General features: G+C 62.5%; 16 protein-coding genes. 8 read left to right on the forward strand and 8 right to left on the reverse strand.

Going from position 1 to position 15092, the window contains the following annotated elements; all coding sequences use genetic code 11:
* The first annotated feature begins 50 nt into the window (after positions 1-50).
* The gene (locus QRN54_RS21830) at positions 51-1499 is read left to right on the forward strand and encodes a histidine-type phosphatase (protein WP_285183067.1); all 1449 of its coding nucleotides are present in this window, start codon (positions 51-53) and stop codon (positions 1497-1499) included.
* Here QRN54_RS21830 and QRN54_RS21835 read toward each other — a convergent pair.
* Together QRN54_RS21835 and QRN54_RS21840 are read right to left on the reverse strand one after the other, a co-directional pair.
* Positions 1445-1828 carry a helix-turn-helix domain-containing protein gene (locus QRN54_RS21835; protein ID WP_285183068.1) on the reverse strand — a complete coding sequence of 128 codons (384 nt, stop codon included), beginning with the start codon at positions 1826-1828 and terminating at the stop codon, positions 1445-1447. The two genes, QRN54_RS21830 and QRN54_RS21835, sit on opposite strands and share 55 nt — an antisense overlap.
* Positions 1829-1980: 152 nt before the next feature.
* Complete coding sequence (locus tag QRN54_RS21840) at positions 1981-2439, reverse strand: hypothetical protein (RefSeq protein WP_003943607.1); 459 nt, start codon at positions 2437-2439, stop codon at positions 1981-1983.
* A 171-nt stretch (positions 2440-2610) separates the two neighbouring features.
* Here QRN54_RS21840 and QRN54_RS21845 point away from each other — a divergent pair, with 171 nt between their 5' ends.
* Together QRN54_RS21845 and QRN54_RS21850 are read left to right on the forward strand one after the other, a co-directional pair.
* Positions 2611-3507, forward strand: a complete 897-nt coding sequence (locus tag QRN54_RS21845; RefSeq protein WP_007735854.1) for an oxygenase MpaB family protein — start codon at positions 2611-2613, stop codon at positions 3505-3507.
* A 20-nt stretch (positions 3508-3527) separates the two neighbouring features.
* Positions 3528-4025: a hypothetical protein gene (locus QRN54_RS21850; RefSeq protein ID WP_064442920.1), complete on the forward strand. Its 498-nt coding sequence runs from the start codon at positions 3528-3530 to the stop codon at positions 4023-4025.
* 7 nt (positions 4026-4032) lie between these two features.
* Here QRN54_RS21850 and QRN54_RS21855 read toward each other — a convergent pair whose 3' ends face one another.
* Both QRN54_RS21855 and QRN54_RS21860 read right to left on the reverse strand, forming a co-directional pair.
* The gene (locus QRN54_RS21855) at positions 4033-4641 is read right to left on the reverse strand and encodes a hypothetical protein (RefSeq protein WP_003943589.1); all 609 of its coding nucleotides are present in this window, start codon (positions 4639-4641) and stop codon (positions 4033-4035) included.
* Entirely contained in the window at positions 4638-5102 is a 465-nt protein-coding gene (locus tag QRN54_RS21860) for a GNAT family N-acetyltransferase (protein ID WP_064442919.1), read from the reverse strand. Before QRN54_RS21860 ends, QRN54_RS21855 begins: the two co-directional genes overlap by 4 nt.
* A gap of 148 nt (positions 5103-5250) precedes the next feature.
* Here QRN54_RS21860 and QRN54_RS21865 point away from each other — a divergent pair, with 148 nt between their 5' ends.
* Entirely contained in the window at positions 5251-5826 is a 576-nt protein-coding gene (locus QRN54_RS21865; protein WP_064113858.1) for a hypothetical protein, read from the forward strand.
* Positions 5827-5836: 10 nt separating this feature from the next.
* Here the strand turns inward: QRN54_RS21865 and QRN54_RS21870 are convergent, their stop codons facing one another.
* From QRN54_RS21870 to QRN54_RS21880, 3 genes are read right to left on the reverse strand one after another with little or no spacing between them, the layout of a single operon-like run.
* Complete coding sequence (locus QRN54_RS21870) at positions 5837-6781, reverse strand: tyrosine-protein phosphatase (RefSeq protein ID WP_162114214.1); 945 nt, start codon at positions 6779-6781, stop codon at positions 5837-5839.
* 51 nt (positions 6782-6832) lie between these two features.
* Positions 6833-7996, reverse strand: coding sequence for an Rv3169 family protein (locus QRN54_RS21875; RefSeq protein ID WP_285183069.1), 1164 nt, complete (start codon positions 7994-7996; stop codon positions 6833-6835).
* Positions 7993-9201, reverse strand: coding sequence for a phosphotransferase family protein (locus QRN54_RS21880; RefSeq protein ID WP_285183070.1), 1209 nt, complete (start codon positions 9199-9201; stop codon positions 7993-7995). The genes QRN54_RS21875 and QRN54_RS21880 overlap by 4 nt, the downstream gene beginning before the upstream one ends.
* A 124-nt stretch (positions 9202-9325) precedes the next feature.
* Here QRN54_RS21880 and QRN54_RS21885 point away from each other — a divergent pair, with 124 nt between their 5' ends.
* Positions 9326-9949, forward strand: a complete 624-nt coding sequence (locus tag QRN54_RS21885; RefSeq protein ID WP_208689992.1) for a TetR/AcrR family transcriptional regulator — start codon at positions 9326-9328, stop codon at positions 9947-9949.
* A gap of 30 nt (positions 9950-9979) precedes the next feature.
* A complete protein-coding gene (gene rraA / locus QRN54_RS21890) occupies positions 9980-10456 on the forward strand; it encodes a ribonuclease E activity regulator RraA (RefSeq protein WP_003943552.1) in 477 nt (158 codons plus the stop codon).
* Between the two features lie 15 nt (positions 10457-10471).
* On the opposite strand, the gene QRN54_RS21895 is transcribed toward rraA, so the two are convergent.
* Positions 10472-10699 carry an RNA-binding S4 domain-containing protein gene (locus QRN54_RS21895; RefSeq protein WP_003943569.1) on the reverse strand — a complete coding sequence of 76 codons (228 nt, stop codon included), beginning with the start codon at positions 10697-10699 and terminating at the stop codon, positions 10472-10474.
* A gap of 88 nt (positions 10700-10787) precedes the next feature.
* Here QRN54_RS21895 and lysX point away from each other — a divergent pair, with 88 nt between their 5' ends.
* Positions 10788-14144, forward strand: coding sequence for a bifunctional lysylphosphatidylglycerol synthetase/lysine--tRNA ligase LysX (gene lysX / locus QRN54_RS21900; RefSeq protein WP_003943575.1), 3357 nt, complete (start codon positions 10788-10790; stop codon positions 14142-14144).
* Between the two features lie 13 nt (positions 14145-14157).
* Positions 14158-15048, forward strand: coding sequence for an alpha/beta fold hydrolase (locus QRN54_RS21905; protein ID WP_007735816.1), 891 nt, complete (start codon positions 14158-14160; stop codon positions 15046-15048).
* Positions 15049-15092: the final 44 nt, after the last annotated feature.

A 15092-nucleotide genomic window follows, 5' to 3' on the forward strand; every position in this document is an offset into this window, starting at 1 on the left:
CTTTCCTTCCGTCGTGTCACCTCGGCACCGACGGAGAGGATCAACTCACCATGCGAAGCTCACGCTTCGGCGTGCTGGCCGCTGCCGGCGCTGTCGGACTAGTGCTTGTCACCAGCAGCGTCCAGTCCATCGCCACGGCGTCACCGTTCGGTTCGCTCGACGCCGGTTCGAGCTCCGGTTCGACAGAGATACCAACCGTCAGCGACGGCGGCTTCACGTCCAAGACGCCCTACACTCCCGGCCAGCGCATCGCCGACTATCAGGCGCCGCCGACGGGATACTCCCCCGTGTACACGGAAAGTGTTGCGCGCCATGGTTCCAGAGCACTGTCGAGCCTGAAGTACGACGACCTGAGCCTGCAGCTGTGGGAAATCGCCGAAGCCGAGAACGCATTGACTCCCGTCGGCAAGGAATTCGGCCCGGCCCTCCGTGATCTCATGGCCGCCAACAAGAAGCTGGGGTACGGCAACCTCAGCGGACGCGGGATCACCGAACACAGACAGCTCGGCGCGCGGGTCACTGAACGCCTCCCCCAACTGTTCGACGCCATCGCAGCGCAACAGGGCACCATCACCTTGACCTCGTCGGGTGTGGACCGTGCCGTGGACAGCGCCGAGAACTTCGCGCAAGGGCTGACCGGTGCGTTTCCAGCCGTCGCCGGCGATGTTGCACCGGTGACCACGGATGCCGACCTTCTCTACTTCCACGACTCGGATGCAAACGCCGACTACAAGGACTACGAAGAGTCCGATCCTCGACTGAAAGCCGTCGACGACCAGATCGCCGATCTTCCCCGCACCCGCGAAGTCTCGCGGCACATGATGCTCAGGCTCTACTCGGAGGACTTCGTGAACCGGCTGAGTGCGGGCGAGTTCTCACTCGTCGACCGTGGCAAGGGTTCCAGCACGATCGACAACGAAGTCGACGCCGCGTACATGCTGTACAACACGTACATCCTCACTCCGGGCATGGCCGAAGAAGGCAAGTGGAATTTCGAGCGGTTCATCGAACCTGCTGACGCGCAGTGGCTCGCATACACGAACGATGCCGAGGACTTCTACGCCAAGGGCCCGGGCTTCACCGGTGAAGACGTCACCTACCGGATGGCAACTGTCCTGCGCGACGAGTTCCTGCGCGGCCTGCAGAAACATACCGGCGACGACGCCGTCCCGGGAGCGGATTTCCGGTTTGCACACGCAGAAACGATCATCCCCTTCGCAGCACTCTTGAAACTGCCGGGAAGCACCGTCTCGCAGGCGGAGGGCGACCTCTACACCTATGCGAACAACCCCTGGCGCGGATCACAGGTCAGCCCGATGGCTGCGAACGTGCAGTGGGACGTCTACGCCGGACCGGAGGGTAAGCGTCTGGTCCGAATGCTCTACAACGAGCGCGAGACAGCATTTGCTGCCCCGTGCGCTCCGGTGAGCGCCGGGAGTTTCTTCTACACGCCGGACGAACGGGCCCGCTGCCTGCCGGAGATTTCACCGGCAGCCTGAGATCCGGCAACTCGGGATCCAGCCAGCGGTCGACGAGGGCGCGCCCATACCTGGTGCAATGCCAGCATGCGCGCCTTCTCGTCGTCTTCCATCAACAAGGCGTCGCAGATCCTCACGATAACCGGAGCCGAAACACCAACGGACGTACCCTGTTCCAGCCGCTGATAGTGATTGAAGCTGATGTCGGCAATCTGCGCGACATCGCGCCGACTGAGGCCGTGCATTCGGCGAGCACCCTCGCAGCGCATGCCGAACTTTTCGGGCGCAAGACTGTTTCGTTTTTCGACGAGCATCTGGCTCATCAACTGACGCGCGCTCGACCCGTTCACGTCGCCACCTTTTCCATCCCTGAAATATGCTTTCACCTAACATGTTTCAGAATATGGGATGGGGCGGACCCGGCGGTATCTCCGAGATGACAGATAATCACGCGATACCGCCAACCCTGTGCCCGTTCAGGCTGTGACGATCAGGCTCAAGATCAGGCTATGAACCTGCCGATCGTCGGATTCGACTGGCAGATGGGGCTACTGCCCCAGTTGATCGAACCGAACGCCGTCGCAACGACATTGCCGACGCCGGTGTTCACCGTCGCGGACAGGTACGGATAGGTACCGACCAGGTCGACGATTCCGGACTTGCCCGTGTCGGTGTTGACCCAAGCAACAGTCACCTGACCCGCCGCCGGGATGGGTGCAGCGGCCGGGAACGAATCGAAGCGAATATCACCCTTGGCGATGGGCGGATTGGACTCTGGTCCGGACTGGCCGGTGAGCCCGGTCAACGAGGCCAGTGACCCCTGATTCGGGCACCCGATAGTGACGGCGGCGCCGCCGAAAGGGTGGGGCGGATCAGCCGAGGCGACTCCGGCGAACATGACGCTCGCGGCAATCGGTAGTCCGATGGCCGCAAAAACCCCGGCCGTGCGTGTGACGCTCATAGCTGCTCCTCGGGTCGACAACACTTTCCGGATACCCCTGGTACAACGCCCGAAACGAAGGAAAGACGACTATTCACACCCCCTAGACAACGCGTGTTGTCAGAACTACAGTCGGTGGTGCAGCTCACACCTATCTCTGCCGCGCGCAGACCAGTCCCAGGGAGTGTTCAGATGAAGCGCTACGACCTCCGCAGTCGCACGGATCAACTCGATCCCGAAACCGATTACGAAGAGATGTCGCGCATTCTCGCGGCGCAAGAGTTTCCCTGGGACATCAATCAGGCGCTCAGCTTCGCACTGTTCCGCACATACGCTGTCCCCTCGATCGGCAAGCTCCTCTTCTCCACAGGCGAGTTCACCGACAAGGTTCAGAAGCGCTACGACGACACCAGCCTGATCCTCGACGCCATCCTCGAGCACGGCCTCAGCAGCACCGAAGGCCGCAAGAGCGTGCGTCGAATGAATCAGATGCACGGCTCGTACGACATCTCCAACGACGACATGCTCTATGTCCTGGCCACCTTCGTCGTCACGCCGGTCAGATGGCTCGACGAGTACGGCTGGCGGAAGATGACCGACAACGAGATCGTCGGGTCGACGAATTATTACCGCCACCTGGGTCGGTACATGAACATCAAAGACACGCCGGACACCTACGAGGGCTTCGTCAAACTTCTCGACGACTATGAGCGCGAACACTTTTCATTCGATCCCGGCGCCCGAGCCGTCGCTGATTCCACCCTCGACCTGATGTGCACCTTCCCGCCCAACAACCTGGCACCAAAGGCTCTGGTCAAGGGATTCGCCTTCGCGCTCATGGACGATCACCTACTCGACGCCTTCCACTACAAGCACCCGAGCACTGCGATGCGCGTCGTCTCACGCGGTGCGCTGAAGGTCCGCGCGCGCCTGCTGCGGTTCTTCCCCGTGCGTACGAAGCGGAAATTCGCCCGCGAGCTGCCCAACATCCGCAGCTACCCGAACGGTTACAAGGTCGAAGACCTCGGCACCTTCCCCACGGGATGCCCGGTCAAGCACCTGCAGGCAGACCAGCAGGCCCAAGCGTAAGCACCTGGGATACTTGCACGGTGGCGCAACTCTGGATGCTCGAGGATCTCGAACCGTGGCGCGACACCCCCATGCCTGGCGATACTTGCGAACCGACGACCTATTGGGCCAGTCCCGAAATGTTGGACCTTCCCGCCGAGGTCTGCTGCGAAATCGATGCACGCATCGCGACCGTGACAATCGACGGCCGCACTGAGCACATAGCCCATCTCAGAAACGGATTTACGACACTGATCGGCGACGATGTCGGAGCCGTCGGCAAGACGCGGTTGAGAGGCTGCCTGGTGTGGGATCGCTACCTCTGGACTCGATACCGCACTCAGCCCACCGGGCGCGTGCGGGTGAAAGAGCGGCCCGGCCACCTCGTTCAACACGAAACACTCTTGACGACAATTCATCCCGGTCTCTTCAACGTCGTCTTCGACGGGCCGACGGTGTACTGCGAGACGAGTTGGGTACCTACCGATTTCGGCGTCCGCTGGAACACGCTGGTAGTCGAACTCGAGACTTGGAAGTGATCGGGCGTCAGTGCCAATACGGCGGATCGATATCCGGGTCGTCGAGCACGGCGTCGATCCGCGAATCAGCCACAATTCGAATGATGGCCTCCTCGGGGGCCGCAATGGTCGCGAAATGTGGATCGACATCATTGGTTATGCACCAGGAATGATCAGCCGGCCAGATGAAGGCCGGATCAGGGGAAGAACCCCACGGCCAACGAGCTGAGTTTTCCACGCTCCAATCGGCGTAGTCGGCAAGCGTTCCACGAAAGAGCCAGTAGTCACGATTGGGGATCTCGAACCGCGGAACGTCATCACCGACTGCCGACCCCCACCCGGTCCACATGCAGAAATAGCACTCGTCGGGTGTGGTTGTGTAACTGGACAACACATCCAGGGCGAAGCCGATCAGCACTTTCTCTTCCGGCCCGGTTTGATCGAAGTCGACATCATTGGATTTCTGACCGGGAAAGCTCGGATCGGGGATGAACCGTAAGCGCGCATACTTCGGAAATCCGATCGGGCCGCGCCCCGCCAACTGATACCAAGGAAGATCCTGATCGACCAGCCAATCGGTAGCCGCCAGATCTGTGCACAATGTCAGGCCCGTGCTGGGCTGATCCGTAATTCTCATGCCTGGGAAAGGGAAGAGCCTCGACCCGCGCGACGCAGGGTGATCAATTCATGGTTCGTCTCGGCGTCGTGTCGACGCCCCTCTTCTTCGAACTCCATCAGCGCATAGAACCTGCGGGCGCGATCGTTGAGGGTGTAGACCTCGAGTGTCACCTCGCCGTGCATGGTTGTGGCGTGTTCGACCAACGCCCGCCCGACGCCCAACCCTTGTGACGCCGGCGCGACGAACAGTCCCCCGATTTCGGAGCCGATCATTCCCAACAGTCCAACGACAGCGGAGTTGTGCTCAGCGACCCAATTGTCGGCCTGAATCAGATAAACCTCTCGCATCTTCTGCTCCCGTTCGCCCGTTCCCTCACCCGCAAGGAACGGGTGGGCTTCACGGGCAGCGCGCGACCACAAGTCGACGACCACATCCTCATCCGAGGATACGTAGCGGCGAATGATCAGATCCTGGTTCACAATCCGACCATACCCTCAGGCGTCAGCGCACTGACCGGGCCGAAAGTGTTCAATTTTCGGATCCACGCAGGACGACCCCGACGTAAATCAGTGGAACAATTCCATTCGTTGCCGCTCCGCAGTTACCGCGTTGTGCAAGGGTTGTCCGATGACTGACGGTGATCCGACAACTGAGCGTGGAGGTCCGGCATCCTGGTGGAAGGTGACAGCGATTGTCACCGCAGTGCTTGTCACTCTCACATGCGGCGTCATCGTGTGGTCCTTCATGCCGCCGGTTGTGTACTTTCCGTTCTTTGCGCTCGCAGCCTCAGTACTGCTCGGTTTGGGCGGAGTGTGGTTGATACTCAGCCTGATTGGCTGGATGAAGTACAAAACTCTGCGTTTGAGCACGATCGCGCCGGTGATCGTGCTCGTCACCGGTGCGCTCGTGACCTTGTCCGTCCCTTCGCATGTTGCGTTTGCATTGTCGAAAGATTCGCTCGAAGCAGTGGCCGCGGATTGCCAGAAGTCGTTGGAAAACCGAACAATTGGCGTCTACCGGGTCCTGCAGGTCTGGCCCGTCGGCAACGGGTGTCGCTTCCACATCGAGGGCGGTCTGATCGATTCGATCGGATTGGCGTACTTACCCGACGGCGCACCATATCTCGGCAAGCCCCGCCGCGACGGCGAGATCGGATACCAGGAGTTCGACGGCGACTGGTACTCGTTCGTTCAAGCGTTTTAGCGGCCCGCAACTAGTCGACGAGCTTGGCCTTCAGAAGTGCGATCGTGTCCGCAGTGAGTCCGAGACCTTCGGTGAGATAACCGTCGACGGTTCCGTAATCGCTGGCTATCTGCGCGAGTCCAGCTTCCAGGTACGAAGCGTCGACACCTAGGGCCGGTTCGAGATTGGTCGCTACCTGCGGGCTCAGGGCCTGAGAGATCTGCGCAAGGATCTTCTCGTTGGTCGCCTGAAGGTAGGTGTTGCTCAACAGATAGTCGTCCATGATCGTCTGGGCGGGGACACCGGCGATGGACTGCAGCAACATCGCGGTCCAACCCGTGCGGTCCTTGCCTGAGGTGCAATGGAACAACTGCACCCCGTCACTCGCAGCGATGTCCGAGAGGACCTGCTTGAAGCCGGCACGGCGAACGGGATCGGTGACAAAACTGCGGTTGGTGTCGACCAAGAACTGCTTGGCCTCCTCCGGCGACTTGATCGTCGTCGCGAGCTGGGTGAGATCCTTGAACTCGATGGGGATGTTCGTGTACGTCACACCGTCCGGGAGTTTGTCCGCGCCACCGATGAACGGGTTGGAGATCTCGGTTGCGCCGCGCAGGTCATAGGCGTCGGCAAGTCCGAGGCCGGTGAGTGTCGTCTTGTCTGCGTCGGTGGTCGCGGTCAGCGCATTGGACCGGTAGATGACGCCGCGCTTGAGGTGTGAGCCGTCGACGGTGGTGTATCCCCTACCGTCGTTGCCGGCGACGTCGCGAAAGTTGGCCACGGAGGCCAAATTCGGTGTCGGCGCGAGGACAGGATCGAGCGAGCCGAGATCGACCGCTCCAAGCGAGCCTGTGTTGAGAGAGCCCAGGTCGAGCGGGATTGCCGTGGCGGGAGCAGCAAACATCAGACCACCTGTAACGACTAATGCGGCGGCCTTTGCAGTGCGAGCGAACAACATTCGTGTGCGTGTGGACATGTGGCAGTGCCTCTCTCTGCAGTTTGGGATTTGTGGTGTGGTGATCTGGAGTTACGGAGCGACATCACCGATGCCGGTAAATCCGTATCGCTGGTGAGGTCCGATGACTGCTACCTCGAACAGGCCTGTCCCGGTGCGGGTTACGCCGTCCTCGACGAGGGTGAACCGAGCCAGGTTGTCGACCGGGCACAGCATCTTCTTCCACAATTCGATGTCCGAAACCTTTTCCCGCAGGCCTTGAACCACCAGTTCGCCCTGCCACATCCCGTGGCGCCAATCCTGCTCGAGTCCGTAGCCCGTGCCGACACCGATGTAGTTGGGCAGTATCGGTTCGCAGGTGATCTCCAGGATGTGGTCGGATTCGCCTGGTGCACCGGGGCGCCGGAAGTACAGAGTTCCGCTCTTCACCTCGCGAGTACCGGAAATGAAGGTGAGCTGGTGGTCCGGTCGACCCAACCACTCCGGCTCGCGCGAGCGGTCCGCCCAGACGCGAGTCGCATCTTCGAGGATTCGGCGTCCCTGCTGATCTTCTTGAACGATCGTGACGATGGTGAAGTCGCCGAATTGCATGATCGAGTAAATCCAGAAGAAGTTCTGACTGCCGGCTATCGCCGGATCTGCCTTGCGTCCAGGCGGTTCCGCTTCGCCGACCGGTCGCACACCCCAGGACCGATCGCGATTACCCCGCCACGTCTCCGGGGTGACCGGGATGGCGTCGCCGTCGACGGTCAAGGATCCGGACCATGCTCCGGTCTGCACGAATCGTTGAGTATCGAAGGTGACTCGTTCGAGCTGGCGATGGAAATGTCTGGCCTCGAGATTGGCGGGGCCGTCGGACTCGAAGGTGAGGTCGAAGCTCAGGTCCGGCGCTTCGGGACTCGGGTCCAACACCACACGTAGGCGGTGCAGGCCCTCGATGATCTCGATCCTCAACGGGCCTACTGACAGGTCCATACGATCGTCGTCCAAGGCGCGAGATGCCCGGAAGACTATGTGGTCATCGCCGCGCCGAAGAACCGCAAAGCCGTCGCATACACCAAGATTGGGGTACTGACCGAGACCGATGATGAGAAACAGTGGCTCGGTGTCGCCGTCGACGCCTGCATGGCAGTTGAAGTAGTAGCGGTCGTAGAAGTTTCGATCCGAGGTGCCCACGTGGCGGATGGTCTCGGCGATCTGATGTACCGGGTAGTCGTCGAGCGGGGACAGTGTCATCGTGCATCTCCTGTTGTGAGCGGGGATGTTGCGAGCGACTCCCAATAGGTGCCGTCGAGCATGGCTTCGAGTGTTTTGTGGTGCAGGATCATCTCGTCCGGGTTGTCGGGGAATTCGGCCTGACCGAAAGCCACTGCGCGGCTTTGGACTCGGAACATGATCACCGCGTGCCGCAGCGCGGCGTAAAGGATGTAGAAATCTAGATCCGCAACCTGGTGGCCGGAAAGCGAGCCGTAGGCCTCTGCCACGTCCTCGCGACGAAGGAAGTCCGGCATTCCGGGGAGTCCGGCCATGGCAGCGAGATCCTCGAAGAACCTGTGCTGGAAGATCATCCAGCCGAGGTCCAGCTCACGCGGCCCCAGTGTGGCCATCTCCCAATCGAGGACCGCCGCCGGCTCGAAGTCGCGGTAGATGACATTTCCGATCCGCGAGTCACCCCAGCAGAGCACTGCGGAACCGGCATCGACGGGAAAGTTCGCTTCGATCCAGTCGAAACCGCGCTCGATCAAAGGAGATCCTGGTCCGTCGGCTGTTGCCCACTCGTAATAGCGCCGCTGGTCCTCGAGGTGCGCGCGAAGTGCTTCTGCCCCAGTCGGTTCGGCACCATCGCGGCACAACTCGGGGAGTGCGAGGTGCGGATCGGCCATAGCGTGTAGCTCGGCGAGCACCCCGACCGATGACTGCTGGAGTCGAGAACAGTCGTCGGCCGAAGCTTCCGAGAGCCAGGATCCGAACGTGTACGGCATGACATCGGGCGGGATTTCGCCCTCACGCCGTTCCATCACGAAGAACTCGCCGCCGAGCGCGTCCGGGTTGCTCTCGGACCAGTACACCCGCGGGATCGGCACCGACGTGTGAGCGGCGACGGCGCTCATGACCCGAAACTGCTGGTCCAGGTTGTAAGACGGAAAGATCGGTACCGCACTGTCCCGCGGGGCGATACGGGCGACCAAGCGATGCTCGGCTCGAATCCCGTCCTCGATCCACGTCGCATCGAAAAGCACAGTTTCGTTGGACATGCCGTTCGCGGCCGGCACCTCGACCGAGGTCACGGAAGGTTTCGAACCTCGCCACAGCACGGTCGCGAGCCAGCCTTCGAGGCTGCGCCGCATCTCCGCCGGGTCGTTGCGGGATTCGCCGGGCCTGGCAAATTCGGCGTAGTCGGGATCTTCGCCGGAGGTTTCTGTTTCGGTTCGAAGGTTCATCACCACTCCTCGTGGTTCGGTGGCGCCGATGCGCACGTGCCGATTGTCGATACAATATGTATCGACTAAAGCCGTGACAGAATGTAACGGCCATCACAGCGATACCGCAAGGGATTTGCCCAAAATGTCCAAAGATTCCGAAACTCAGCACCGCCTGGGCCCGCAGCGAAACCCTGCAATCGACGACGCAGTACTGGACGCGACCAGGCAACTGTTGGAGGAAAAGGGGTACGCGGGCACGTCCATCGACGCCATAGCCACGCGTGCGGGAGTCGGGCGTCCAGCCATCTACCGTCGGTGGCCGTCGAAGGCACACATCGTCAACGACGCGATCTATCCCGTACTCGACGTCGAACAGGGCGCGGACATCGACACCGAACTCGGCACCGAGGGCACGATCGCGGATCAGATCCGCGCGCTGGTGCACGGCGCGGTTGCTCTGTTCGCAGCTCCCGCCACACGAGCCGCTGCTCCCGGATTGATGAGCGAAGTGCGAACAAACGCGGAATTACGCGACGTTCTCGTGGTGCGGCAACTGGCCGGAGTCCGCGTCGAGCTGAACCGTCGACTCGAGGCGGCGAGAGAGCGCGGCGACATCCGAAGCGGCGTCGACGCCGACGCTCTTCTCGACATCATGGCGGGTGCAGCCATCTTCGCGCTGTCGGTTCGTGACGTCTCGGACCCGGGACCGTTTGCCGATTCTCTTGCCGACATAGTGCTGAACGGCATACTCCCCGACGACAACTAGGCGCCAACCTCGCCGACTATCCTGTGGGGCATGACCGAGCCTGTAGCGACCGCTGACCTTGCCGACGAGATCGGACCCGACATCCGTAGCTGCGACACGCAGTTCACCCAATTCGGTGGACGTGAAGTCTTTGCCGGCCCCATCACGACCATCAAGTGCTTCCAGGACAACCTGCTCGTGAAGCAGACCCTCAGTGAACCGGGCAACGGCGGAGTCCTCGTCGTCGACGGTGACGCGAGCATCCACACCGCGCTGGTCGGCGACATCATTGCCGGCCGCGGCGTCGACAACGGCTGGGCAGGCGTCATCGTCAACGGAGCCGTCCGCGACTCCGCGATCCTGCGCACCCTCGACATCGGCGTCAAGGCTTTGGGCACCAACCCGCGCAAGAGCACGCAAACCGGTTCGGGCGAGAAGAACGTGCCGATCGAAATCGGCGGAGTCACCTTCAACCCCGGCGAGATCGTTTACAGCGACCAGGACGGCGTCGTCGTTCGCGAAAGCTAGCCAGAAGTCGCGGGATCAGGCGGGGGCTTCCACTTTGGCGGCCATCCCGCCGATCTCGACGACATCGCCGTCACGAAGCTGACGGCCACGGCGATCCTCGACCTCACCGTTGACCGAAACCATGCCGTCGGCGATCACTTCCTTGGCCTCCGCGCCCGATTCGATGAGGTTCGCGAGCTTGAGAAACTGACCGAGCCGAATCATTTCGTCGCGGATGGGTACTGCTGGAATGTTGTCGGTCATGTCAATCATCTTCCTCCTCCCACAAAACTGGACACGACAGACCACACTTAGCGTGAGGATCTGATCGACCGGTAGGAGAGGAAGCTCGATGGCACCATTGACCGAGGTATCGGACACCACTGCAGAGTTGGTGGAATCGCCACCCGAAAATCCGCGCCAGGCGCGTCGATTCCGCAAAGGGCGGTTCAGCCAGGTTCCCCATATCTCGGGACTGATCCTCGGAGTCTTCTCCGTACTGGTGTTCCTGTGGAGCATCTCGCCGGTACTGCGGCACATCCTCCGCGTCCCACGCGAATACATCGACAGCTACTACTTCGACGCACCGGATACGAGCCTGTCGTGGGCGCTCGTCGTCGCCCTGCTCGCCGCCGCCCTCGCGAGCCGCAAGCGCATCGCCTGGTGGCTGTTGACGATCTACCTGTCACTGATCACCCTCACCAACATCGCCTCCGCGATCGTCGACAAGAACCCGAACAACGCCGTGGCGGTTGTCGTTCTGCTTGTCGTGATCGGAATCCTCATCGCGGCGAGGCCCGAGTTCTACACACGCGTACGGCGGGGCGCCGGCTGGAAAGCACTCGGCGTGCTGATCGGCGGCATGGCTGTCGCGACCGTGATCGGTTGGGGCCTTGTCGAACTCTTCCCAGGTGACCTGCCGCAGAACCAGCGATTCCTCTGGGCCCTGAACCGCGTCACCGCTGCAGCTTCGGTCGACAACGAGGTGTTCGACGGCCACCCGCGCGTCTTCGTCAACACGGTCCTCGGTCTGCTCGGCGCCATCGCGCTCCTCGCCGCCGTCATGACGCTCTTCCGCGCGCAACGCTCCAACAACGCGCTCACCGGAAACGACGAGTCCGCGATCCGCGGGTTGATCCAGAACTTCGGTGCCGACGACTCTCTCGCTTACTTCGCCACCCGCCGCGACAAGGCGGTCATCTTCGCGCCGAGCGGCAAGGCCGCGATCACGTACCGCGTCGAGATCGGCGTCTGCCTCGCCAGTGGTGATCCCATCGGTGATCCCGAAGCGTGGCCGCACGCCATCGAAGCGTGGCAGGGGCTCGCGTCGCAGTACGGCTGGGCGACGGCCGTCATGGGCGCCAGCGAAACCGGGGCGACGGCATACAAGAAGGCGGGCCTGAGCGTCCTGCAGCTCGGCGACGAAGCGATCCTGCGCACCCGCGAGTTCAATCTCAACGGACGCGACATGCGCCCGGTGCGCCAGGCGGTCACCCGCGTCAGGCGTCACGGCGTCACCGTGCGGATGCGACGCCATCGCGACATCCCGCCAGAGGACATGGCGGCCGTCATCATCCGCGCCGACGACTGGCGCGACACCGACACCGAGCGCGGCTTCTCCATGGCGCTCGGCCGACTGGGCGATCACCTCGACGGCGATTGCCTCCTCGTCGAAGCCGTCATGGGTGAAGGCACCGAGGACGAAAGCGTCGTCGGCATGCTCTCGCTCGTGCCGTGGGGACCGAACGGTGTTTCGCTCGACCTGATGCGCCGTAAGCCGACGGCGCCCAACGGTGTCGTCGAATTGATGGTCTCGGAGTTGGCCACACGTTCGGACGAGATCGGCGTCGTGCGAGTCTCGCTCAACTTCGCCGTGTTCCGCTCGGTGTTCGAGGAAGGTTCGCGCATCGGCGCCGGCCCGATCCTCCGCATCTGGCGCTCGGTGCTCGTCTTCTTCTCCCGCTGGTGGCAGCTCGAAGCGCTGTACCGCTCGAACGTGAAATACCAGCCGGATTGGGCGCCGCGCTTCCTCTGCTTCGAGGACAACCGCGAACTGCCGCGCGTCGGATTCGCGTCGGCCATCGCCGAAGGCTTTGTGGTGCTGCCCAGTTTCGGGCGCAAGTCCAGCCAGGTCGTCAAGCACACCGGCACGCATGCGGCGGTGCCGGCAGCTCTGGTGACTTCCGAAGGACTGCATGCCGACGGCAGCCCGCCGGACTCGGCTCCGACGTTCACGACCAACGGTCCGCGTCGACCCGAGCAGGTCCGCGTGCGCATGAACAAGCTCGCGCAACTGGCCGACGAAGGGATCGCCGCCTACCCCGTCGCCTATCCACCGACGCACACGATCGCGGCCGCAGCGAAGTCACCGGAGGGCACCCGCGTGCGAATCGCGGGACGCCTCCTGCGGGTCCGCGACTACGGCGGAGTGGTGTTCACGGACGTGCGCGACTGGTCCGGCGACATCCAGGTTCTGGTCGACCAGGACAACGTCGGCCGCGAGAAGTTGGCGGAGTTCGCTGCCGAGTTCGATCTCGGTGACCTGATCGAAGTCAGCGGAACCATCGGGCGCAGCCGCAAGGGCGAGCTGTCGCTCATCGCCGTCGAGTGGCGCATGAACGGCAAGTGCCTGCACCCGCTGCCGGACAAGTGGAAGGGCCTCTCGGATCCCGAGACCCGCGTCCGCCAGCGGTACCTCGACATCGCCCTCAACCCGAAGGCCCGCGAACTGCTCGAGGCCCGAAGCGCCGTCGTGAAGTCGCTGCGCGATTCACTCGGTGGTCGCGGATACCTCGAAGTCGAGACCCCGATTCTGCAGCAGGTGCATGGCGGCGCGAATGCCGCTCCGTTCCTGACACACATCAACGCGTACAACCTCGACCTCTATCTCCGCATCGCACCCGAGCTGTACCTGAAGCGGTTGTGCGTCGCCGGTATGGAGAAGGTGTTCGAGATCGGCCGCGTGTTCCGCAACGAGGGCGTCGACTTCAAACACAATCCCGAGTTCACGATCCTCGAGGCATACGAAGCCCACAGCGACTACGAGGGCATGATGCGGATGTGCCGCGAGCTGATCCAGGCGGCGGCCGTCGCAGCATTCGGTCGCGAGATCATCATGCGTCCCGGCCCGGACGGCGAACTGGTCGAGGTCGACATCTCCGGCGAGTGGCCGGTGAAGACGATGCACGGCGCCGTCGCCGAAAAACTTGGCGTCGACGTCTCCCCCGAAACGAGTCTCGAAGACCTGCAGAAGCTGTGCGACGCCAACGAGATCCCGTACCAGTCCAGCTGGGATACCGGCGCCATCGCGCAGGAAATGTACGAGCATCTGGTCGAGGACTACACGGAGTTCCCGACGTTCTACACCAACTTCCCCACCTCGATGTCGCCGCTCACCCGGCCGCACCGCAGCATCCCCGGCGTTGCCGAGAAGTGGGACCTGGTGGCGTGGGGCGTCGAACTCGGAACCGCGTACAGCGAGCTGACCGACCCTGTGGATCAGCGCAACCGGCTCACCGAGCAGTCGATGCTCGCGGCCGGCGGCGACCCGGAAGCGATGGAATTGGACGAAGACTTCCTCCAAGCCCTCGAACACGCGATGCCGCCGACGGGTGGTCTCGGGATGGGCGTCGACCGAATCGTCATGCTGATCACGGGTGGCAGCATCCGCGAGACGCTGGCCTTCCCCCTCGCGAAACCGCGTCAGTAGTCCGGATTCTCGCGTGCCGGAATTGTTCCACGTGAAACCACCGGGCGAGATCTTGCAGGTCGGCGAGAGCCGACTGCATGTTCTTGCCGAGGGCGACGGCCCCGTCGTCGTCCTGTGCGGTGGGCTGGCGGGCAATTGGTTCGACTGGGATGACTGCGCGCGTCATCTTCAGTCGGACCACACCGTCGTCCGCTTCGATCGCCCGGGCTTCGGGCTCAGCGAGCCTACTTCCGAAGTTCCGACCGTCCGCGGCGAAGCTCAGCGGATCCGCGACGTGCTCGACACTCTGGGACTGAGTGGTCCGGCCGTCGTCGTCGGCCACTCCATCGCCGGCTTCTACGTCGAAGGCTTCGCGCGCCTGTTCCCCGATCGGGCTGCGGGGATGCTCCTCCTCGATTCCAGTGCCGAGAAGGAGCCGAAGCGTCTTTTCCCCCGCGACCTGCTGTTGATCGCCTCCCGAGCCGCCGCGGCTTCGTTCAGCACCACCGGGCTCCAACGACTCCTCGGTACGACGACGCGCAAGATCCTCAACCAGTCCGTGCCGCCGAGCGGGTCGTCCGAAGCCACTCTCGAATGGGTCCGGAAGATCTACCGCGAGCCTCATTATCTGGAAGCGGCGATGATCGAATACGTCGCGTACACCGATATGGCGCTGGAGCTCACCGCTTTACGACGCTCGAGCAAGCATCCACTGCCCGACATCGACCTCAGCGTCGTCGCCGCACACACTGGCCACACCACTCCCTGGTCCATCGCCTGGATGGCAAAGCAGCAGAAACTCGCCACCTACCTCGGCGGGAGTTTTCACGTCCTGCGCCCGGCACATCACCACGCGATGATCGATCAGCCCGAGGAGTTGGCGAACTTGATTCGGCGCCTCACGCAGCCGAACCGTCGGGGATGACACTTAAAGTTACAACTCGGACAGTAGCCGGATCATTGCTAGTC

The organism is Rhodococcus sp. MEB032 (assembly GCF_030208925.1).
GTDB classification, from domain to species: domain Bacteria; phylum Actinomycetota; class Actinomycetes; order Mycobacteriales; family Mycobacteriaceae; genus Rhodococcus_F; species Rhodococcus_F qingshengii.